Origin of the sequence: Vibrio astriarenae (genome assembly GCF_010587385.1) — a bacterium.
GTDB lineage: Bacteria > Pseudomonadota > Gammaproteobacteria > Enterobacterales > Vibrionaceae > Vibrio > Vibrio astriarenae.
The window spans coordinates 829,026-849,518 of record NZ_CP047475.1 but is presented as its reverse complement, the minus strand read 5'-3'; the positions used below and the strand labels follow the sequence as shown (position 1 = coordinate 849,518).

Here is a 20,493-nt window from a genome sequence, read left to right as displayed (position 1 = left end):
GGTTTAAAGCTGATAATGAATGCAAATGCACCCCTTATCAGCCGGGCAATAAATAACTAACTTAATTCTACACTTCTCAGCACTTCACCTTCTACCGACACGACTTTTAGTGTCTTGCCTTCGAAGAGACCATAGCTAGCCGGATTGCCATTACGTGGAATGGTCATCGAGCCTGGGTTGAAAATAAACTGTTTACCGTCTTTCTCAGCGATTGGTACGTGCGTATGCCCATGTGCAATCACATCATTCGCGCGCAGTGCTGGACGTTTGTCTGAATTGTAAAGGTGTCCATGAGTCAAAAACAGACGCTGACCGCCAGGTAACATAACCCATGCGTAATCGGACATCATTGGAAAAGACAACAGCATTTGATCGACTTCACTGTCGCAGTTACCGCGCACTGCAATAATTGAATCGGCAATCGTATTCAGCTTTTCTGCGACCACTGGCGGGTTATAGCCTTCGGGAATTGCGTTACGCGGTCCGTGGTTCAAAACATCACCGAGTAGAACGAAGGTGTCAGCCCCAGAGGCATTGAACAGTTCAATCGCTTTTTCAGTTGCTGGAAGTGAACCATGCAAGTCTGAAGCAAAAAAGAGTTTCATTGGTAATTTCCCGTGTTTTCTAAGATGCTAGAAGAGTGGGAAGTATACGCCCTTTACCCTCAGACTCAACCAACGCACGCGACCAAACCACGTAATGGGAAAGCTGGAGCAACTTAGTCACTCTCAGTCGCCATTCCATTGATCACTATATTGTTGTAACTCACCATTCCGACCACTTGTTGCCCTTCAATCACTGGTGCGCGACTGATGCCAAACCGCTCAAAAAGGCGCGCACAATATTTCACATTCATGCCCGGAGAAACCGACAGTGCGGGCTTGGTCATAATCTCGTAGATATTGGTACGCTGCGGTGAGCGATTACTTGCTAGCACCTTCTTAGCAATATCGTTCATCAATACAATGCCATATTCATCATCGTCGTGGCGTTTTTGCACAATCAAGGCTTTAACCTGATGTTTTCTCGCCAGGTTAATACCATCTTGCACGGTGGCAAGGCCATCAATCATTACATACGTATTCGCCATAACATCACTCACGCGTATTTTTCTGCCCTCTAACATGCTCAATGCTCCCTATAATTCATCTTCAACGATTTTTGTTAGTGAAGCGACTTGGTGACTGACTCCAACGGCATCTTCTACATCAATTTGGACCGCAATCCCCTGCCCTGATTCCGAGTCGAACTCCCCAACTTCTGCGATTTTTTCTAGTATGTGGCGCGAAAGATGCTCTTCAACGACAAACAACAAGACATCATTTTGCGCATCTAACGTCAAACCAAAAAAGGTGCGTTTCTTACTCAAGCCTTCACCTCGGGCATTGTTGATCACAGTTGCCCCTGTTGCTCCTGAATCTCTTGCCGCATCCAGAACAGCCTCCGTTCTGCTGTCCTCAACAAATGCCAATATCAGTTTAAACCTCATGATCACTCCTTTTCTGAGTTCGATTGACCAACCACTGTGTCAGTTGTGCATACCCCATAACTGAAATCATCGGAAATAAGCTCGCGAAAGCGATAAGACCAAACCCATCGATTAAAGGGCTACGCCCAGGCACTGTCGATGCCAATCCTAACCCCAGCGCTGCCACCAGCGGCACCGTCACCGTTGATGTGGTGACCCCTCCAGAGTCATAAGCCAAAGGCACAATCATTGACGGCGAAAAACGCGTCTGAACCACAACCACGCAATAACCAGTAATGATGTAGTAGTGAATAGGATCACCAACGACGATTCGATAACTTCCCAGCGCGATACCGCAAGCCACACCCAACGCAACCGCAACTCGAAGGCCATTAATTCGAATCGCACCCGCTGAGACCTGATTAGCTTTAATCGCGACAGCAATCAGAGACGGTTCAGCGATAGTGGTGCTGAACCCGATACAAAAGGCAAACAGATAGACCCAGTAGTAGTCATACCATTGCAATCCACCGAATTGGCTTATTCGTGATTGCTCTAAGAAACTGACAGAAGTGAGCTGAATAGCCATCATGTCACCAAGAGGAAAGAGCGCTGCTTCCAGTCCGATAAGAAATAGAGTCAATCCAATTAACACATACACAAAGCCGATGAGTACCTGTGGCAACCTTGGCACAGACTTTTTGAGAACGAAAAACTGAAACGCAAAGAGAATGGTGACGATCGGTAATGTGTCTTTGAGCGTCGATAAAAATGTCTCTGAAATATTGGATAAGGCGATCATATTGAGGCTCTCATCATAGGCTCACTACCATGCCAAATACCATGACAAACATCATTGGAAGTAAAGAAGCAAAAGCGATCAATCCAAAACCATCTACCATGGGGCTGCGACCTTTAATCGAAGAAGACAGGCCAACGCCCAGTGCCGTCACAAGAGGTACAGTGATGGTTGAGGTTGTCACACCTCCCGAGTCATAAGCGATACCAATAATCTCGCGCGGTGCAAAAAAGGTCAGTAGAACCACCAGCAAGTACCCACCAATGATCATGTGTTGAATGGCCCACCCCTTGAGAATGCGCAACACACCCACCACCAACGCCAGTCCAACAGAGAAAGCAACGGTTGTTTTTAGGCTGTAAGCATAGCGATGCATTGATTCCGTATTGTCAGCGATCATTCCACCCTTAGCAGCGACCAGAGCGGCTTCACTTGTGACGGCGGTTAACGCAGGCTCTGCGATGGTCGTACCAAAGCCCAGACAAAACGAAAAAACCAGCAACCACATCACCGATCCTTTTCTCGCAAATGCTTGCGCCATCGACTCTCCAATAGAGAATAGCCCAAGCTCTAATCCAAAGATGAAGAAGGTTAAACCGACGACAACAAAAATTAATCCAACTGAAATATCAAAAAGATTCGGTAACGGTTGCTGCAAGACCACAAGCTGAAAGAACGCCACAACAATGATAATAGGCAAGAGGTCTTTAAAGCTGTTCCCACAAGCGAAAAGCATCTGTTTTAACTGATTAAACACTCTCACCTACCCCACAGACACACAACGTTCCCTTTAACTATGGCAAATCTAAACCAGCCTTAGTGTGAGCAAGGTTGCAGAGCGCGGGCAAAGTGCAACCATCTTATTGATGAAACATAGCCTTGATGATCTTTGGTGGGATTCCTCAGCTATAATTGGTGTTTCAGGAGGTGCTATGAAAATATTATTGACGGGCGGAACCGGGTTCATCGGCCAAGAATTACTTAAATCACTGTGTACTCATCATGTCGTGATTCTGACTAGAGATTCCAGCAAAGCACGCCAGGCGTTGCAACACCTCAAATTTGAGACGATTTCATTTATCGAGTCCCTCGAGCATCTCGACGATCTCAACGACTTTGACGCGGTGATAAACCTTGCCGGGGAGCCCATTGCTGACAAGCGATGGACCAGCCGTCAAAAGGAGCGTATTTGCCATAGTCGCTGGGATATCACGGAACGTATTGTCAGTCTAATTCACGCATCCACTGAACCACCACACACATTCATCAGTGGATCTGCCGTGGGTTATTACGGTGACCAACAAGAGCACCCGTTCGATGAGTGTTTGCAGGTGAATCGCCACGATTTCACTCATCATGTTTGTAAGCAGTGGGAAGAACTCGCACTCAAAGCCCGCTCAGATAATACAAGAGTGGTACTATTAAGAACCGGAGTGGTTCTTGCCCCTAACGGCGGAGCACTGAAAAAAATGTTACTACCTTACAAGCTAGGTCTTGGGGGGCCGATTGGCAGCGGCAAACAATACATGCCCTGGATCCACATGCTTGATATGGTGCGCGCGATTGTTTTCCTCCTTGAAACTGACCATGCACATGGTGCTTTTAATCTTTCCTCACCACATCCAATCACGAACAAGCACTTTAGCCAACAACTTGCAAAAACACTAAAGCGACCCCACCTTCTCTTTACTCCCAGGTGGGTTCTCTCATTTGCAATGGGAGAAAGCGCCTGTCTGCTGTTCGATAGCATCAGAGCAAAACCTAAAAGGCTCACCGAACTTGGTTATGTGTTCAGCTACTCACGCCTTGAGCCCGCCCTGCGAAATTTGTTGCAACACGTTCACTGATAATTCATCCTTTCACGCTTTAGCAATGGAATAAGGAGAGGGATGTGAATCAATGGGTTGTGGTAACAGGATGTTCTTCAGGTATCGGTTATGCGAGCTTGGCTCCGCTAAAACAAGCTGGCTATCGTGTCATTGCCACCTGTCGAAAACCACAAGACGTCGAGCGGATTAAAAGCGAGGGTTACACCTGCCTGTTGCTTGACTTAGACAGTCAAGAATCTATCTCTCATTGCGCAGAAGCGATTGCGACTCTCACCGAAGGGGAGCTATATGCACTGTTTAACAATGCCGCTTACGGCCAGCCCGGAGCACTAGAGGATCTCCCTGTCGCCGCGCTAAAAGCCCAGTTCAATACCAACCTATTCGGTTGGCATGATCTCACTCAGCGCCTACTTCCTCTGATGCATAATTGTGGGCAAGCGCGTATTGTTCAAAACAGCTCTGTATTAGGCTTTGCGGCGATGAAATATCGCGGCGCATACAACGCCTCAAAATTTGCTCTTGAGGGCTATACCGACACACTCCGTCTTGAGCTTAGTGACACCAATGTTCGCGTTTCACTGATAGAGCCTGGCCCCATTGAAACTCGCTTTAGAGCTAACGCCCTAGCCGCTTTTCTTTGCTGGATAACCCCTGACAACAGCCGCCATGCTCAGCAATATGAAAAGCAAATTCAACGATTAGAGAAAGAGCAATCTGGAAGTACATTTGCCTTGCCTGCATCAGCCTGTATTCCCCCTCTGTTGCACGCACTGAAAAGTGAAAGGCCAAAAGCGAGATATCGAGTCACGACTCCAACCAAAGTCTTTGCTGTGTTTAAACGTCTGCTTCCTACATCCATACTCGATAAAGTACTGAGTAAAGCCGCATAAACACGCCTAATCGCTGAATTCACAAAATAGACCACAGGCCAATCGTCACTAGATTGCTTTTGTTAATTGACACGATTGCAAAAAAGTGCAGTAGTGTAATTAAAGCGTCACATTTCGTTGATAAATTATACGCTCTTTAGAATGAGAGAGTGATATTTATGTCATTAAATCAGTTAAACCTGCTCATGCTGAGTGTGACGCTTACTGTACTGTTGTTTTGGTAAAAACGGTGATTTAACAATCACCGTTTTTTTATCCTCTAATTTCATACCCTTTGACTTGAAATTACGCCTTTTCTCCCCAAAATAATGAAAATACATGATTATTTTGGAACGCCCCTATGCAATCTCCGTACATTGTTGAACTGAATGAACAAAACTTCCGTCAAGTCCTCGAAGGGTCGATGGAGACGCCTGTTCTACTCCATTTTTTCGCTTCAGTTAGCCAAGAAAGCATTGATCTTATTCCTGCTGTTCAATCCTTAACTCAAGATTATGATGGCGCATTAACGCTTGCACTTGTCGATTGCGAAAAGCAACAAGCGATTGCCGCACAGTTCGGTATTCAAGCACTACCGACTATCGCGCTATTCATTAACGGTCAACCGGTGGATGGCTTAGGGGGCCCACAACCGATTGAAGCTATAGAGCAGATGCTTGCAAAACATCTACCAAGTAAAGAAGAGCTCACTATCCAAAAAGCGCTCAAGTTAATCGAGCAAGGTCAACATACCGCTGCTCTTCCACTTCTTGATTCTATTTCAGAGGAGAGAGCGGCAAAAGGTGATGTCAAACTCGCCAAAGCAGATTGCCTACTTGAAACACAGCAATTTGACCTGGCAGAAGCGCTTCTTGCTCATATCCCTCTTGAATATCAAGACAATTACTTCAAAGGCTTGGTTGCAAAACTAGAGTTGCACAAACAAGCAGCGGATAGCCCAGAGATACAGTCGCTCGAAACTCAACTAGAGACACAACCAGACAACGTGCAACTCGCTTGTGACCTTGCTAAACAGTACCATCAAGTAAATCGTGATGAAGAAGCCCTAGCACTTCTTTGGCAGTTCCTAGTAAGAGACCTCAATGCTCTTGAAGGCGAACTCAAAAAGACCTTTATGGATATTCTCTCTGCACTGGGACAAGGTAATCCAATCGCTGGAAAATACCGTCGCCAACTCTACTCAATCCTTTACTAAAGTTAATTAAATCAATAGCCTGCTTTCAAAGTATCACGCAGGCTATTGTCTTAGTTCTAAGAACCCCCCTTCCCTTCGCATTTTCTTTGCTTGTCACCCCATACATTTCAACTTGTTGTGTTTTTTTGCATTCACTTTTCTATTATCTTGGAAGAGATGAATAAATAATTTTCTAATTTTACTAACGTTTTTCAGTTGAAAAGGAGCTTCACCATGCCATTTGACTCATTAGTCACTATTGGGATCTTTGTCGCTGTTGCGGTCATTTTCATTGCTGCCGGTATAAAAACCGTTCCTCAGGGGAATAACTGGACGGTCGAACGCTTTGGTCGATACACACAGACACTTAAACCAGGTCTCAACCTCATCATTCCTTTTATCGATCGTATTGGCCAGAAGGTGAATATGATGGAGCGAGTGCTAGACATCCCCGCTCAAGAGGTGATTTCTAAAGACAACGCCAATGTTGTTATCGACGCTGTCTGTTTTGTACAAGTGATTGATGCGCCAAAAGCTGCGTATGAAGTCAATGATTTAGAACATGCCATTCGCAACCTGACACTGACGAATATCCGTACTGTTCTTGGCTCTATGGAACTTGACGAAATGCTCAGTCAGCGTGACATGATCAATACCAAACTGCTGGCGATTGTCGACGAGGCAACGAACCCATGGGGCGTAAAGGTCACGCGTATAGAGATTAAAGATGTGCAGCCACCTGCAGATCTAACGGCAGCAATGAACGCCCAGATGAAAGCAGAGCGTAACAAGCGTGCTGAAATCCTTGAAGCGGAGGGAGTCCGTCAAGCAGAGATCCTCAAAGCGGAAGGTCAAAAGCAATCTGAAATCCTTAAAGCAGAAGGGGACAAACAAGCTGCGATCCTGCAAGCCGAAGCACGTGAGCGTGCAGCCCAAGCAGAGGCAAAAGCGACCTACATGGTATCAGAGGCGATTGCCAAAGGTGATGTCCAGGCGGTTAACTACTTTATTGCCCAAGGCTATACTGAAGCTATTAAGAGTATTGGTCAGGCAGAAAATGGTAAGATCATCATGCTTCCGTTAGAGGCTTCTGGCTTGATGGGCTCAGTCGCTGGCATTGCCGAGATGTTTAAACAAACCAACAACGATAATAAATAACTGGTGCTAACATAGCTAAGGAAATCGATTTGATCGTGCTTTTAGAACAGATGAATCACTGGCATTGGCTCGCCTTTGGGCTCGCTTTGCTTGCCGTTGAGTTACTCGGCACGGCGGGCTATTTCCTGTGGATTGGTCTCTCCGCCATGCTGATTGGTATCCTAATGACCTTTATCCCTATGAGCTGGCAGCTTCAGTGGGTAGCGTTTGCTGTCTTTTCTCTGGTCACCGCTTGGCTTTGGTGGCGTCGTCAACTTAGCAATGATAAAGCCAGTGATTTAGAGCGCGACTTGAACCAGAAGGAAAAACAGTTAGTCGGTACCATCATCGTACTGGAAGATGATATTCAACCAGGAAAAAACCGCGTGCGTATCGGTGATACCACTTGGAGTGCGCTAAGTGACGTTGCATTAAGCAAAGGGTGTGTCGTTGAAGTCACTGAAATGAATGGCATTACCCTAACCTTAAAAGAACGCGAAAAATAGTGTGATCGTCCTCTCATTGCTGGCGTATAAATGTCGATTCAGCGGGAAAGTGGGAGGACACATGAAAGCACTAATCGCAGCAATCATTACTATCGCGTTCTCAGCCTCGGTAGCCGCCAGCGGCTATCACAAAGACTGCAAGATGGGAGCAAGCAACGGCGGCGTTCCTTATTCTGTTTGTATGCAAGATGGCGCTAACAAGAAACGTTAAGTATTTCTGAACGACTAAAGCGAGCTGTGCTCGCTTTTTTTGTGTTATTACATAGTAGGTTACATACTGTAGCTGGTCATAATTATCGTTACAAACCAAGCATTAAGACATATTACTTTTGATCTTTACCCACCAAAAACCATACTTTCCTAAGCATCAACGAGATGCTATTCATCAATTTTAGTAAGAAGGGAGTCTCGAGGTCAGCATCGCGCTTTAGCTAGTCATCGGGACCAATAAGGTGTCGTTATGAAAAAGATTATGATTATTACCTTGGCTATTGCGTCAAGCTTGAGTTTTAGTGCATTTGCGTACAACAACGGTTCTGCTGGTGGCCGAGCATTAGGCCCCGAGATAAAATGTCAGATTAAGAATGGAGATATTGCTTCAATGCCTGCGCTATATTGCAAGATATTGGAAGGTAAAGAGCTGTGAAAACAGTAACGAGCTGGCCCAATAGCCAGCTCGTTTGCTCATAAATCTAAATTATCAATTTAGAAGAAGTTGTGAGGAACGATAACTTGGAAGCGGAAATCTACCCACTCCTGATCATTACCCGCCGTCTCATCACGCGTTAGGTATGTTGTATGAAAGCGCATCGTTGTACCTTTCATTGCACCAGAAGGAAGAGTATAACCGATGGTACCATTGACAGCGTATTCGCCCTCATACGAAGTCACACCCTCATCAATCGTTGAAACACCTAAACCAACATAACCAAACCAGCCGTTACCAAATTCTGTGCTCAAACGGTTGTACCACGCTAGCTCAGTATCTTGGTTCCAGTCAGATAGTGCATCCCACCACTGGCTCCACGTACCATTGTTCGAGCCGTAAGCACGTACAGTTCGTGGCGTAAATTCTGCGCCATTTTCAGTATGAGTGTAGCGAAGCTGTGACATCCAGTTCCAACTGCCCACTGGCATTTTTAGAGACAGACCATGGTGCGCACCAAAACCTTCGTAGTCCACTTCAGAATCTACACCATAAAGGTCGTAAGAAAGTGCAGCTTGACCAACGTTAAAATCAACTTGAGCTTTATACGAGATATTGTCATCACTCTCATGAGCTAGATTCGCATGACCAATACCTAGGTTCAGTCCTACATCGCCCACTTTGCCCGCTAGCCCGAGAGATTGAAGGTAGTTAAACTGACTATCGTTTGGCTCTTCAAGACCCGGCACTTTAGATGATGTCATCCACCAAGGAGCCGTATGCGCTGTTGCACCACCGTAACCCAAGGTAAAGTCACCTAACTCTATAAATGCTTTACCACCTTTGTACGTGCCGGGTACAAATGACCAAACATTACCAATCGTACCCACACCCATTTGAGTCAAACCAAAATCAGCACGGTACGCATCGCCTTTGAACTTAACCGCCGCTTTGGTGACTTTCAACGCGCCATTTTGGTTCTCGTCTTGATCCCAACCATCACACATTGAGATCTCAGAACAACCACCCGCATTGTAGAGCGAACCACTAAAGTAGCCCCCTAAATCAACACCAATAAAATCATTGTGATAACCCGAGGAGAAATTTAGGGCAATATTGTAGTCGGTGTAGTTTAGCTCTTCGTTATACTCATCATCAGATGTAGTACGGTTCTTACCAACTCGATAACGAGTATCAGTAATACCGACTAGTGACAGTGTTGCTCCATCTAAGAACTCAGATAGTGCATCAACATATTGATCGCCTGCGGCTGAATCTGTCGCTGCGAAAGAAGGCGCGGCTGCAAGTGCGCCCATTAATGCTGCACTTACGGCAGAGACTTTGAACATTTTTTCCATGGATAAAAACTCCTAAAAACGGATATAGCTGCTTTTTATCGTTTTCCCTTAAGTTGGCCGCCGAAGGGAAAACAGTTCCTTTACTGAATTTCTTTATTATTGAAACTCTTCCTGCATACACTCACTAGCGTATCCATACCTAAAGACTAACTTCGCAGCGCAAAACATCAATCAGAAGTTATTTTTTATCTAAAAAAATATGATCCATTCCAAATTTTAATCAAGACAGTGATTGCGATCTCATATTTGATCCACCACTACCCAAAAACCAGCAAAAATCAAACAAAACAAACACTTATATTTATTTTATAGTTTTTTATGCGATCTATGGCTGTATTCCTGATTTAAAAACCTACCTTGCCACCAAACAAAAGCGATCAACAATTCACCACTTAATTCCGCCCAATAAAAAACCTCACCAAAGGGTGAGGTTTTTTATTAAAGTGATGATTCGTGATTTATAGCATGGCAATCAAGTCATCTTCCGTCTTGATTTCTATACCAAGTTCCTGTGCTTTTGCTAACTTTGACCCGGCATTCTCACCAGCAAACAACATATCCGTTTTCTTCGAGACACTCCCCGTCACTTTGGCACCTAAGGCCTGCAGTGCGGCTTTTGCATCACTTCTTGTCAACTTTGATAGAGAACCCGTCAATACAACCGTCAGTCCCGCTAAGGGCTGAGGAGTCGACTCATCCATCTCTGCAACATCTGCCCAAATCACCCCTTGCTCAATCAAATCTCGAATCACTAGCTGATTCTTTTCTTGAGCAAAGAAAGCGGTAATATGACTTGCGACAATCTCACCGACATCGCTCACTTGAAGCAATTTCTCATGTGATGCCGCCATAATGGCATCAAGTGTAAAGAAGTGTTGTGCTAAGTTTGCTGCCGTTGCTTCACCTACTTCTCTAATACCTAATGAATACAGAAATCGAGGTAGTGTGGTCTGTTTTGACTTATCTAGAGCATTAACCACATTTTGCGCAGATTTTGGCCCCATTCGGTCGAGAACCGTGATGACTCCGGCAGAGAGCTTAAACAGATCCGCAGGTGTTTCGACCATTTCACGGTCCACCAGTTGCTCTATCACTTTTTCACCAAGACCGTCGACATCCAGTGCTTTGCGCGAAACGAAATGCTTTAGAGCCTCTTTCCGCTGAGCTTGACACACAAGACCACCAGAACAACGAGCGACAGCCTCGCCCTCAACACGTTCAACCTGAGATTGGCACACAGGGCACTGCGTTGGAAAAACGATTTCTTGAGCATTTTCAGGGCGACGCTCTGTCACCACTGAGACAATTTGAGGTATTACATCACCAGCACGGCGAATAATGACACAATCACCAATTTTCACCCCCAAGCGTGCTATTTCATCAGCGTTGTGCAGCGTTGCATTACTGACCGTCACACCGCCAACAAAAATAGGTTCCAGCTTGGCAACAGGCGTAATCGCCCCTGTACGTCCAACTTGAAACTCCACATCATTGAGAGTGGTTAACTCCTCTTGAGCTGGAAACTTATAAGCAATAGCCCAGCGCGGCGCTCTCGCCACAAAGCCCAATGACTCTTGCTGTGCAATGCTATCAACCTTAATGACGACACCATCTATCTCATAAGGCAACGCATCACGCTTATCTAAAATATCGGTGTAGTACTGTTTTACTTGCTCAAGGCTGTCTAAGCGCTGTGTTTCAGGGCACATTGGTAAGCCCCAACCTTTGAGCTGAAGAAAACGCTCGTAATGACTCTCTGACAACGCCATCCCTTCAACGATTCCCACGCTGTATGCATAAAAACTCAAAGGGCGCGTCGCGGTAATGCGAGAATCTAACTGACGCAGGCTACCAGCAGCGGCGTTACGTGGGTTAACAAAGACTTTTTCGCCCTTCTTCAGAGCCTGCTCATTGAGGCGTTCAAAACCGGCTTTTGGCATGAATACTTCACCACGAACCTCAATACGAGTCGGCCAATCATTGCCCTGCAGTTTAAGGGGAATCGCGCTGATTGTTCGCACATTCTCAGTGATGTTTTCCCCTGTTGTGCCATCACCTCGTGTCGCAGCCTGAACAAGCACCCCATTTTCATATAACAGGCTGACAGCGAGGCCATCCAGTTTTGGTTCACAGCAAAATTGCTCGACTTTTTCACCCATTAGGCGCTCATTGGCCCTTTTGGCAAATCCATCGAGTTCTGCATCATCAAAAGCATTATCCAAAGATAACATTGGCAATTCATGAGCAACCGACTCAAAGCCAGCCAGCGGTGCGCCACCCACACGTTGGCTTGGCGAATCGATTGTCACCAGTTCTGGGTGGGCGGCTTCCAACTCAAGTAGCTCACGCATTAAACGGTCATACTCTGCATCAGGCAGTTCTGGGCTGTCTTCGACGTAATATTTCACAGCATGATAGTGAAGTGTTTCACGTAACTCATTGAGTCGTAAGCTAGGTGTTTGAGACATGATTAGTTTCCATCAAAATCGTTAAAAAAGGCCCCATAAAGGAGCCTTTGACTTGCTTAAATGTAGCAGCGTAAGAGAAACTTGCGTTGTCAGCGTTATGCTGTCTTACGTGCTTTAAATTCTTGAATCTGTTTGCGGTAGAGATCCAGACGAGTTGGGGTCATCATTTTGCGTGCATCGTCTTGCACTTCACCACCAAGATCATCAGCAATTTGCTGCGCGGTTTTCAGCATCAACTTAAAGTTTTGCTCTTCATCACCGAAGCAAGGTAGCGTCATAAAGAACGATATACCTTTGGTAGAGAAGTCGGCAGGGTCATTATGCTGCAGCGTACCGGGCTGCATCATATTCGCCACGCTAAACAACACCTTACCCGTGCCCGATAGATCGGCATGGCGGTGGAAGATATCCATCTCACCGTAGAGTAATCCATTTTGCTGCATACTATCGAACAGCTTAGTTCCGATAAAGGGTTGCTCGTCGTTGCTGGTATGTACGTTCAACACGATCACTTCTAGCTCTGGCTCTTGCGGCTCTTCTACCACTGGGACTGGTTCAGCTTGAGCACTTGAATGAGGGCTCGGCTCAACTTGCGGCTCATCGACGTCGATATCATCTAGCGCACCGAAACTTGGCTCGCGAACGTCATTGTCTACCGAAGAGAAACTGGGTATCTCAACATCATCTGCAGGTTGTGCGAATGTACTTTCTTCTCTGGTTGATTCAGAAACAGAGTCAATTAAAGGGTCAATGTCAGATGTTTCGATGTCAGCAACGAAATCATTCGCACGACTCTGTTTACGTACAACTTCATAATCATCATCGTCTGCATGATGCGTCTCTCTTGAAACTTTAGGAGACTCCACATCGAGCTTACCAATTGGTTTGTCACCAAACTTGGCTTTGCCCTCTTTTTTGCTCGTCCATAATCCGTGAACCAACAGCGCGGCGATAGCGAGTGCGCCGACGATGATTAATACAAATCGCAATTCCTGCATCTTTTCGTCTCTATGAGTTTTCTAGACCGACAACGTACGCATCTATCAATGTAGATATCAAAGAATGTAGATATCAAAGATAGGCATACCAAGAGGCTCTACTTCCGAGTTAAAGCGACTCTTGGGACACTTCCACTGTCTGTAAGCCTGTTACTTTATCAAAGTTCTTCTAATTAATAGAACACTTTAATAGTGATTGTGCGTGAATCAAGCACGAATTTTTTGTTAGCTCGACGGTTTGAGTGTGTTACCGTTACATAAAACACAGTCTTTGATTAACATTACGATTACAAGGATAAGATTTTCAATGACAACATGGGCAAAACCTAGATCTGGGTTCGGTTATTTTTTCCACGGTCTTCAATTGGCTTTTTCTCCCGGCATTCGACGATTTGTTCTGCTACCGTTGCTTGCCAATGTCATTTTAGTGGGCGGAGCACTTTGGTATTTATTCTCACACCTTGATGGCTGGATTAACTCCATGCTTGGACAACTGCCTGAGTTCTTGTCTTGGTTGAGTTATGTACTCTGGCCACTGCTAGTCATCACTATCATAGGCACCTTTTCCTACTTCTTTAGCACGCTGGCTAACTTTATCGCAGCACCTTTCAATGGTTTACTCGCCGAAAAAGTCGAAGTGTATCTTATCGGTGAGGCGATCAACGAAGATGGCCTTATGGCCGTAGTAAAAGATGTCCCACGAATCATGGCTCGTGAGTGGCGCAAGCTGGTTTATATTTTACCGAAAGCCATTGGCCTGTTTATTCTGTTATTGATACCGGCACTTGGGCAAACCCTCGGCCCAATACTATGGTTTGTCTTTTCAGCTTGGATTCTTGCCGTGCAGTATTGCGACTACCCATTTGACAACCATAAAGTGCCATTCAATACCATGCGTGCTGAGTTGAAGTCGCACCAAGGAAAAGCCTACTCTTTTGGTGCGGTGGTTTCGCTGTTTACTGCCATTCCAATTTTAAACCTATTCGTCATGCCTATTGCTATCTGCGGCGCAACCTCGATGTGGGTCAACGAGTTCAAATCCAACATCTAAAGCCCCTGTGAGTCTAAGGCTCTCTTTTTTAAGGGAGCCTCTGTTCATAAACAGACTAACTTATAACTTTTTAATACTTCTACCTCTCCTCGTTAGCGCATATTCTTCTATACGTAATTTGAAACCCCAAACTGACATAAAGTTATTGAGTGCAAAGATGATCTTTGTCTCACTACCCGTTAAAGGATTATGACCATGAGCAAAATTTACGAAGACAACTCACTGACCATTGGTAATACCCCTCTCGTTCGCCTTAACAAGGTAAGCAAAGGTAACGTTCTAGCCAAAGTGGAAGCGCGTAACCCAAGTTTCAGCGTAAAGTGTCGTATCGGTGCGAACATGATCTGGGAGGCAGAGAAAGCGGGCACTCTAACTAAAGATGTTGAACTGGTTGAGCCAACCAGTGGTAACACTGGTATTGCGCTAGCATTTGTTGCTGCAGCCCGCGGTTACAAGCTAACGCTAACCATGCCTGAGTCAATGAGCCTTGAACGTCGCAAGCTGCTCAAAGCCCTCGGTGCAAAGTTGGTTCTCACTGAAGCACCTAAAGGTATGAAGGGTGCGATTGCGAAAGCGGAAGAGATTGTCGCAACGAACCCTGAGAAATACCTACTTCTACAGCAATTCGATAACCCAGCGAACCCACAAATCCATGAAAAGACAACAGGGCCTGAAATTTGGGATGCAACAGATGGTCAGATCGACGTTCTAGTTGCAGGTGTGGGCACAGGCGGCACTATCACGGGTACTAGCCGCTACATCAAGGGTGAAAAAGGTAAAGCGATCACTTCTGTGGCCGTTGAGCCAGCGGAATCTCCAGTTATTTCTCAAGTACTAGCAGGCGAAGAAGTTCAACCTGCTCCACACAAAATTCAGGGTATCGGTGCTGGCTTTATTCCAGGCAACCTAGATTTAGAAGTGCTTGACCGCGTTGAGACGGTGACTTCTGAAGAAGCAATCGAAATGGCGCGCCGCCTGATGGAAGAAGAAGGCATTCTAGCGGGCATCTCGTCAGGTGCAGCAGTTGTTGCAGCAAACCGAATTGCTGAACTACCAGAATTCGAAGGGAAAACTATCGTAACCATACTACCAAGCTCTGGTGAACGTTACCTAAGTTCGCCACTGTTCGCCGGCCTATTTACTGACCAGGAAAACCAACAGTAATTGGTGTCAAATCAATTTTTCGTTGAAAAAAAGCTCCCGATGGGAGCTTTTTTATTGATCCTAGCCTCACCTTTGGTAATATCAGCACTGTTTTATTTTAAGCTTCAAAATAAAAGAAGCAGAAACAGAATTTATACTCGCATCTCGTCCTCAGAAAGGATCTGTTGGATGACGATGAGGGTAAAAACTATCAGCCAGTTTAAGTTATGACACTTTTTTGGTGTTACACGGTCTAGACATTAGCGGCTAAGCAGTTAAGCTAGAACTGGCAAGCAACTTAAAAAATAAATCAAATTGGGGTAATTCAAAATGTACGAGAAGCAAGTAGAAATCACTGCAGAAAACGGTCTTCACACTCGTCCAGCTGCACAGTTCGTAAAAGAAGCAAAATCTTTCGACGCTGACATCACTGTGACTTCTAACGGCAAAAGCGCAAGCGCGAAAAGCCTGTTCAAGCTACAAACTCTTGGCCTAGTAAAAGGTACAGTAGTAACTATCTCTGCTGAAGGTCCACAAGCTACTGAAGCTGTTGACCACCTAGTTGCCCTAATGGACCAACTACACTAATCAAGATTCCAAATTCAAAGCCATTTTGTGAAAGCAAAATGGCTTTGTTGGAAATAGAGATAAAGTTACGCTAATACTAACTCTAGTATTGGCTCTAAAAACTCCCATTTACTTCGACTATGTTTAAGGTAAGGCTATGATTTCAGGTATCCTAGCATCTCCTGGTATTGCTATCGGTAAAGCACTACTACTTCAAGAAGATGAAATCGTTCTAAACACAAATAAAATTTCTGATGACCAAGTAGAAGCTGAAGTACAACGCTTCTTCGACGCGCGCAACAAGTCTGCAGCGCAGCTAGAAGTTGTTAAACAGAAAGCGTTAGAAACATTTGGTGAAGAAAAAGAAGCGATCTTTGAAGGTCATATCATGCTTCTTGAAGACGAAGAGCTAGAAGAAGAAATCCTAGCACTAATCAAAGGCGACAAACTGTCAGCTGATAACGCGATTCACTGCGTTATTGAAGAGCAAGCCTCAGCTCTAGAATCACTAGACGACGAATACCTAAAAGAACGTGCAACAGATATCCGTGATATCGGTACACGTTTTGTTAAAAATGCACTAGGCATCAACATCGTATCGCTGAGCGATATCGACGAAGAAGTTATCTTAGTCGCTTACGACCTAACACCCTCTGAAACAGCTCAAATCAATCTAGACTACGTTCTAGGTTTTGCTTGTGATATCGGTGGTCGTACATCTCACACTTCAATCATGGCACGCTCTCTTGAGCTTCCTGCTATCGTTGGTACCAATGACATCACTGCTCAAGTTAAGAATGGCGATATGCTGATCCTTGATGCAATGAACAATAAGATTGTTATCAACCCTTCTGACGCTGAGCTAGAAGAAGCGAAAGCGGTTAAAGCGGCGTTCATCGCTGAAAAAGAAGAGCTAGCGAAACTAAAAGACCTACCAGCAGAAACAACTGACGGTCACCGTGTAGAAGTGTGCGGTAACATTGGTACAGTGAAAGACTGTGACGGCATCCTGCGTAATGGCGGTGAAGGCGTTGGTCTGTACCGTACAGAATTCCTATTCATGGACCGTGATGCCCTTCCAACTGAAGATGAGCAGTACCAAGCTTACAAAGAAGTTGCTGAAGCAATGCACGGCGAAGCGGTCATCATCCGTACTATGGATATCGGTGGCGACAAAGATCTACCGTACATGGATCTGCCGAAAGAAATGAACCCATTCCTGGGCTGGCGTGCGGTACGCATCAGCTTGGACCGTCGCGAAATTCTTCGTGACCAGCTACGCGGCATCCTACGTGCTTCTGCACACGGCAAACTGCGTATTATGTTCCCGATGATCATCTCTGTTGAAGAGATCCGTGAACTGAAGAAAGCAATTGAAGAGTATAAAGCAGAGCTACGCGCTGAAGGTCATGCTTTTGACGAAAACATCGAAATCGGTGTAATGGTTGAAACTCCAGCGGCAGCGGCGATTGCACACCACCTTGCAAAAGAAGTGGCATTCTTCTCTATCGGTACTAACGACCTAACGCAATACACTCTTGCGGTAGACCGTGGTAACGAGATGATTTCTCACCTATACAACCCACTATCACCGGCAGTACTGACAGTGATTAAGCAAGTTATCGATGCTTCTCACGCTGAAGGCAAATGGACAGGTATGTGTGGTGAGCTAGCAGGCGACGAGCGTGCAACTCTACTTCTACTGGGCATGGGCCTTGATGAGTTCTCAATGAGCGGCATCTCTATCCCTAAAGTGAAGAAAGTGGTTCGTAACGCAAGCTTTGCTGAAGTTAAAGCAATGGCTGAGAAAGCACTTTCACTACCAACCGCAGCTGAAATTGAGGCGTGCGTTGAGCAATTCATTGCTGAAAAGACTAAATAGTTGACCATAGACTGATTTATTTTATTAGACGGCAAAAAAAGTCGTCTAATTTCTATAGATTGGTATACTATAAATCAACAGGATAAAACAAAACCTTAGGAGCATGACACAATGGGTCTGTTTGACAAACTTAAAAAGCTAGTATCTGACGACAGCGCTGACGCTGGTGCAATCGAGATCATCGCACCACTTGCTGGTGAAATCGTAAACATCGAAGATGTGCCAGACGTTGTTTTCGCTGAGAAAATCGTTGGTGACGGTATCGCTATCAAACCAGCTGGCAACAAAATGGTTGCTCCAGTAAACGGTACTATCGGTAAGATCTTCGAAACTAACCACGCATTCTCTATCGAGTCTGACGATGGTATCGAGCTTTTCGTACACTTCGGTATCGATACAGTAGAACTAAAAGGTGAAGGCTTCACTCGCATCGCTGAAGAAGGTCAAACTGTGAAAGCTGGTGACACTATCATCGAATTCGATCTTGCTCTTCTAGAAGAGAAAGCAAAATCTACGCTAACGCCTGTTGTTATCTCTAACATGGACGAAATCAAAGAGCTGAACAAGCTATCTGGTTCTGTTGTTGTTGGTGAAACTCCAGTACTTCGCGTAACTAAGTAATCTGCATTACTTAACGAGTTGTAATAAGCGCAGCCAATTTGGCTGCGCTTTTTTGTATCTTTGACTAAACTAAGATGCGAGATAACTCTGCAGCGTGACTTCCACCACACTCTGTAAGTACTCTCTCTGCTCACTTTCACTCTGCTCAATATCTACACCAAGCGTGTTCCAGTAAACCGCCTGACCGTGGATCATCAACATAAATTGAAATGCGGCGTAACGCATGTTTTTCCCGCTTGCAAATTTGCCTTGCTGCTGCAGATACTCAAAGTACTCCTCAACCATCTGGGTCGTTGACTCCGGTCCTGCCTTCAAATACGCCTGCCCCAAATCGGGATGGCTCTCAACTTGGCTTACCGCGGTTCGATAGGTATTCATCACAGTCGGTGAAGTCATCATGTTCTGGAAGTGAATGGCGAAGTCTAAGAGCGCCTCCTCAACCGGTCTTGGGTCATCTTTTAAGTGCAAATGAAGACGGTTAGATTCACAGCGGGTTTTAACACAGGTCTCGAACAACTCATCTTTAGTCTTAAAGTGGGCATAAACCGTTTGTTTAGAAACACTGGCCACTTCTGCTATCTGATCCATGCTGACAGCGTAGCCGACCTCAGTAAACAGTTTCCCTGCAGCCTGTAAGATCTGCTCTCGTTTTTTCGCACTGCGTGGTGTCAGAACCATATACACTCCCAAACTCTTCAAACTGGACTGTAGAGTCTAGTTTTAGAGACATCTATCAAATTATTACTCAAGCTTTGTTGATTATTACGCCTATCTGCACTTAAATCAAACTAGACAGTCTAGTTTGATTTATTTAAGCCTAGGAATTCGACATGGATAGCAAAAAGGGCATCGCCCTCCCCCTCATTGCTCTTATCAGCACCGTACTGCTTGTCACTGCTTGCAGTGAAGAGGCAGTCATTACAGAGTCTCAAAGCAGCCAACCTATGGCAGAAGTGATTGAGCCCAGTCTATCTCAACACTATATCGTCGAACGTGAATACGTCGGCTTTGTACGAGCAAAAGATCAGGCCAGGCTTGGGTTTGAACTTAGCGGTCAAATAGAGCGCATTTTTGTTGATGTCGGAGATACCGTTGAAGAGGGGCAAGCACTCATCAGCTTGGACACTCGTCTACTTATCACTCAAGAGCGCCAACTTGAAGCGCAGCAAGCCGAAGTGTCAGCACAACTCAAGCTCATCGAAAGCAACTTGAAGCGCCAGCTTTCGCTCAAGAAGAAGGGGTTTAGTGCCGAAGTAGAAATTGATTCCTTAACCAGTCAGAAAAACGCTCTGTTAGCAAATCGACAGCAACTAAAGGCAAGCCTGGAAGCGAATAGACTGCAGCAAGAGAAATCGATAATTACTGCCCCGTTTTCCGGAGTGATTAGCCAACGTAGTGTCTCTAAAGGTGATGTAGTCACTATGGGTACACCAACTTTGACACTTTTAGCGAATGCGCTACATGAAGTACGCATCGGCGTTCCAACTCACTATGTTTCCGACATTATTCAACAAACACAATGGCTGATTCGCATCAACGATGAGTATGTGGCGGCAAACCTGCTCAACCCTGGTGCACAAGTGAATACTCAATCACGCACAGTGGAGCTTCGCTTTGCGCTTCCGGAGTCAAGTAACCCCCTTGATGGTCAATTGGGTTATCTGCAATACGAAGACCACCGAGAAGCGAGTGGTTATTGGCTGCCACTCTCTGCTCTTACAGACGGACTGCGCGGTACTTGGAATGTGTTTGTTGTTGACCGTGAAGACAAGGTTCACCGAGCGCACGTTGACCTGATTTTTGCTAACAACGATGCGGCCTACGTTCATGGAGAGCTGCACGCCGGCGACCGTATTGTCGCATCCGGGCTCCATCGAATTATTCCTGGCCAGACGGTACAAACACAAACCATTACTAACCAAGCACAAAATGCCGTTGCTCTGAGTGACCAATAGG

At 45.5% G+C, this 20,493-nt stretch carries 22 protein-coding genes; 13 read left to right on the top strand and 9 right to left on the bottom strand.

The genetic code is table 11. From position 1 onward, the window contains the following. Positions 1-56: 56 nt before the first annotated feature. The 5 genes from yfcE to GT360_RS04090 form a co-directional block, all read right to left on the bottom strand. On the bottom strand, positions 57-605 hold the full coding sequence (gene yfcE, locus GT360_RS04110; RefSeq protein WP_164647641.1) for a phosphodiesterase: 549 nt from the start codon (positions 603-605) through the stop codon (positions 57-59). 113 nt (positions 606-718) lie between these two features. Further along, positions 719-1,126 (bottom strand): CBS domain-containing protein, encoded by a 408-nt coding sequence (locus tag GT360_RS04105; RefSeq protein WP_164647640.1) that lies wholly within the window; start codon positions 1,124-1,126, stop codon positions 719-721. Positions 1,127-1,138: 12 nt separating this feature from the next. After that, a complete protein-coding gene (locus GT360_RS04100) occupies positions 1,139-1,489 on the bottom strand; it encodes a P-II family nitrogen regulator (RefSeq protein WP_164647639.1) in 351 nt (116 codons plus the stop codon). Next, entirely contained in the window at positions 1,479-2,270 is a 792-nt protein-coding gene (locus GT360_RS04095) for a DUF1538 domain-containing protein (protein ID WP_164647638.1), read from the bottom strand. Before GT360_RS04095 ends, GT360_RS04100 begins: the two co-directional genes overlap by 11 nt. A gap of 13 nt (positions 2,271-2,283) precedes the next feature. Further along, positions 2,284-3,003 carry a DUF1538 domain-containing protein gene (locus GT360_RS04090; RefSeq protein ID WP_164649568.1) on the bottom strand — a complete coding sequence of 240 codons (720 nt, stop codon included), beginning with the start codon at positions 3,001-3,003 and terminating at the stop codon, positions 2,284-2,286. A 196-nt stretch (positions 3,004-3,199) separates the two neighbouring features. Between GT360_RS04090 and GT360_RS04085 the strand changes: the two genes are divergently transcribed. The 7 genes from GT360_RS04085 (at position 3,200) to GT360_RS04055 (ending at position 8,449) form a co-directional block, all read left to right on the top strand. Beyond that, entirely contained in the window at positions 3,200-4,114 is a 915-nt protein-coding gene (locus GT360_RS04085) for a TIGR01777 family oxidoreductase (protein WP_164647637.1), read from the top strand. A gap of 44 nt (positions 4,115-4,158) precedes the next feature. Further along, a complete protein-coding gene (locus tag GT360_RS04080; RefSeq protein WP_164647636.1) occupies positions 4,159-4,986 on the top strand; it encodes an SDR family oxidoreductase in 828 nt (275 codons plus the stop codon). Positions 4,987-5,326: 340 nt separating this feature from the next. Further along, positions 5,327-6,181, top strand: coding sequence for a co-chaperone YbbN (locus tag GT360_RS04075; RefSeq protein WP_164647635.1), 855 nt, complete (start codon positions 5,327-5,329; stop codon positions 6,179-6,181). Between the two features lie 213 nt (positions 6,182-6,394). Then, positions 6,395-7,318, top strand: a complete 924-nt coding sequence (locus GT360_RS04070) for an SPFH domain-containing protein (RefSeq protein WP_164647634.1) — start codon at positions 6,395-6,397, stop codon at positions 7,316-7,318. A 29-nt stretch (positions 7,319-7,347) separates the two neighbouring features. After that, positions 7,348-7,803 carry an NfeD family protein gene (locus GT360_RS04065; protein WP_164647633.1) on the top strand — a complete coding sequence of 152 codons (456 nt, stop codon included), beginning with the start codon at positions 7,348-7,350 and terminating at the stop codon, positions 7,801-7,803. A 61-nt stretch (positions 7,804-7,864) separates the two neighbouring features. Beyond that, positions 7,865-8,014 carry a hypothetical protein gene (locus GT360_RS04060; protein ID WP_164647632.1) on the top strand — a complete coding sequence of 50 codons (150 nt, stop codon included), beginning with the start codon at positions 7,865-7,867 and terminating at the stop codon, positions 8,012-8,014. A gap of 249 nt (positions 8,015-8,263) precedes the next feature. Then, positions 8,264-8,449: a hypothetical protein gene (locus GT360_RS04055; RefSeq protein ID WP_164647631.1), complete on the top strand. Its 186-nt coding sequence runs from the start codon at positions 8,264-8,266 to the stop codon at positions 8,447-8,449. Between the two features lie 59 nt (positions 8,450-8,508). Here the strand turns inward: GT360_RS04055 and GT360_RS04050 are convergent, their stop codons facing one another. The 3 genes from GT360_RS04050 to zipA all read right to left on the bottom strand — a co-directional run bounded on the left by GT360_RS04050 (position 8,509) and on the right by zipA (position 13,273). Then, a complete protein-coding gene (locus GT360_RS04050; protein WP_164647630.1) occupies positions 8,509-9,807 on the bottom strand; it encodes a porin in 1,299 nt (432 codons plus the stop codon). A gap of 458 nt (positions 9,808-10,265) precedes the next feature. Continuing rightward, positions 10,266-12,275: an NAD-dependent DNA ligase LigA gene (gene ligA / locus GT360_RS04045; protein ID WP_164647629.1), complete on the bottom strand. Its 2,010-nt coding sequence runs from the start codon at positions 12,273-12,275 to the stop codon at positions 10,266-10,268. Positions 12,276-12,370: 95 nt separating this feature from the next. After that, positions 12,371-13,273, bottom strand: coding sequence for a cell division protein ZipA (zipA, locus tag GT360_RS04040; protein WP_164647628.1), 903 nt, complete (start codon positions 13,271-13,273; stop codon positions 12,371-12,373). Positions 13,274-13,580: 307 nt separating this feature from the next. Between zipA and cysZ the strand changes: the two genes are divergently transcribed. The 5 genes from cysZ (at position 13,581) to crr (ending at position 18,537) form a co-directional block, all read left to right on the top strand. Beyond that, positions 13,581-14,324, top strand: coding sequence for a sulfate transporter CysZ (gene cysZ, locus GT360_RS04035; RefSeq protein ID WP_164647627.1), 744 nt, complete (start codon positions 13,581-13,583; stop codon positions 14,322-14,324). A gap of 195 nt (positions 14,325-14,519) precedes the next feature. Further along, positions 14,520-15,488 carry a cysteine synthase A gene (cysK, locus tag GT360_RS04030; protein ID WP_164647626.1) on the top strand — a complete coding sequence of 323 codons (969 nt, stop codon included), beginning with the start codon at positions 14,520-14,522 and terminating at the stop codon, positions 15,486-15,488. 309 nt (positions 15,489-15,797) lie between these two features. After that, a complete protein-coding gene (locus tag GT360_RS04025; protein ID WP_164647625.1) occupies positions 15,798-16,055 on the top strand; it encodes an HPr family phosphocarrier protein in 258 nt (85 codons plus the stop codon). Between the two features lie 136 nt (positions 16,056-16,191). After that, positions 16,192-17,916, top strand: a complete 1,725-nt coding sequence (gene ptsI / locus GT360_RS04020) for a phosphoenolpyruvate-protein phosphotransferase PtsI (RefSeq protein ID WP_164647624.1) — start codon at positions 16,192-16,194, stop codon at positions 17,914-17,916. Positions 17,917-18,027: 111 nt separating this feature from the next. Next, complete coding sequence (gene crr, locus GT360_RS04015; RefSeq protein WP_164647623.1) at positions 18,028-18,537, top strand: PTS glucose transporter subunit IIA; 510 nt, start codon at positions 18,028-18,030, stop codon at positions 18,535-18,537. 69 nt (positions 18,538-18,606) lie between these two features. On the opposite strand, the gene GT360_RS04010 is transcribed toward crr, so the two are convergent. Next, positions 18,607-19,215 carry a TetR/AcrR family transcriptional regulator gene (locus GT360_RS04010; protein WP_164647622.1) on the bottom strand — a complete coding sequence of 203 codons (609 nt, stop codon included), beginning with the start codon at positions 19,213-19,215 and terminating at the stop codon, positions 18,607-18,609. A 152-nt stretch (positions 19,216-19,367) separates the two neighbouring features. On the opposite strand from GT360_RS04010, the gene GT360_RS04005 reads away from it, so the two are divergent. Continuing rightward, positions 19,368-20,492 (top strand): efflux RND transporter periplasmic adaptor subunit, encoded by a 1,125-nt coding sequence (locus GT360_RS04005; protein WP_164647621.1) that lies wholly within the window; start codon positions 19,368-19,370, stop codon positions 20,490-20,492. Position 20,493: the final 1 nt, after the last annotated feature.

What these genes read in the sequence shown, in the direction of transcription:
- yfcE (WP_164647641.1), bottom strand. Translation starts at nt 605, where the DNA reads ATGAAACTCTTTTTTGCTTCAGACTTGCATGGTTCACTTCCAGCAACT.
- GT360_RS04105 (WP_164647640.1), bottom strand. Translation starts at nt 1,126, where the DNA reads ATGTTAGAGGGCAGAAAAATACGCGTGAGTGATGTTATGGCGAATACG.
- GT360_RS04100 (WP_164647639.1), bottom strand. Translation starts at nt 1,489, where the DNA reads ATGAGGTTTAAACTGATATTGGCATTTGTTGAGGACAGCAGAACGGAG.
- GT360_RS04095 (WP_164647638.1), bottom strand. Translation starts at nt 2,270, where the DNA reads ATGATCGCCTTATCCAATATTTCAGAGACATTTTTATCGACGCTCAAA.
- GT360_RS04090 (WP_164649568.1), bottom strand. Translation starts at nt 3,003, where the DNA reads ATGCTTTTCGCTTGTGGGAACAGCTTTAAAGACCTCTTGCCTATTATC.
- GT360_RS04085 (WP_164647637.1), top strand. Translation starts at nt 3,200, where the DNA reads ATGAAAATATTATTGACGGGCGGAACCGGGTTCATCGGCCAAGAATTA.
- GT360_RS04075 (WP_164647635.1), top strand. Translation starts at nt 5,327, where the DNA reads ATGCAATCTCCGTACATTGTTGAACTGAATGAACAAAACTTCCGTCAA.
- GT360_RS04070 (WP_164647634.1), top strand. Translation starts at nt 6,395, where the DNA reads ATGCCATTTGACTCATTAGTCACTATTGGGATCTTTGTCGCTGTTGCG.
- GT360_RS04060 (WP_164647632.1), top strand. Translation starts at nt 7,865, where the DNA reads ATGAAAGCACTAATCGCAGCAATCATTACTATCGCGTTCTCAGCCTCG.
- GT360_RS04055 (WP_164647631.1), top strand. Translation starts at nt 8,264, where the DNA reads ATGAAAAAGATTATGATTATTACCTTGGCTATTGCGTCAAGCTTGAGT.
- GT360_RS04050 (WP_164647630.1), bottom strand. Translation starts at nt 9,807, where the DNA reads ATGGAAAAAATGTTCAAAGTCTCTGCCGTAAGTGCAGCATTAATGGGC.
- ligA (WP_164647629.1), bottom strand. Translation starts at nt 12,275, where the DNA reads ATGTCTCAAACACCTAGCTTACGACTCAATGAGTTACGTGAAACACTT.
- zipA (WP_164647628.1), bottom strand. Translation starts at nt 13,273, where the DNA reads ATGCAGGAATTGCGATTTGTATTAATCATCGTCGGCGCACTCGCTATC.
- cysZ (WP_164647627.1), top strand. Translation starts at nt 13,581, where the DNA reads ATGACAACATGGGCAAAACCTAGATCTGGGTTCGGTTATTTTTTCCAC.
- cysK (WP_164647626.1), top strand. Translation starts at nt 14,520, where the DNA reads ATGAGCAAAATTTACGAAGACAACTCACTGACCATTGGTAATACCCCT.
- GT360_RS04025 (WP_164647625.1), top strand. Translation starts at nt 15,798, where the DNA reads ATGTACGAGAAGCAAGTAGAAATCACTGCAGAAAACGGTCTTCACACT.
- ptsI (WP_164647624.1), top strand. Translation starts at nt 16,192, where the DNA reads ATGATTTCAGGTATCCTAGCATCTCCTGGTATTGCTATCGGTAAAGCA.
- crr (WP_164647623.1), top strand. Translation starts at nt 18,028, where the DNA reads ATGGGTCTGTTTGACAAACTTAAAAAGCTAGTATCTGACGACAGCGCT.
- GT360_RS04010 (WP_164647622.1), bottom strand. Translation starts at nt 19,215, where the DNA reads ATGGTTCTGACACCACGCAGTGCGAAAAAACGAGAGCAGATCTTACAG.
- GT360_RS04005 (WP_164647621.1), top strand. Translation starts at nt 19,368, where the DNA reads ATGGATAGCAAAAAGGGCATCGCCCTCCCCCTCATTGCTCTTATCAGC.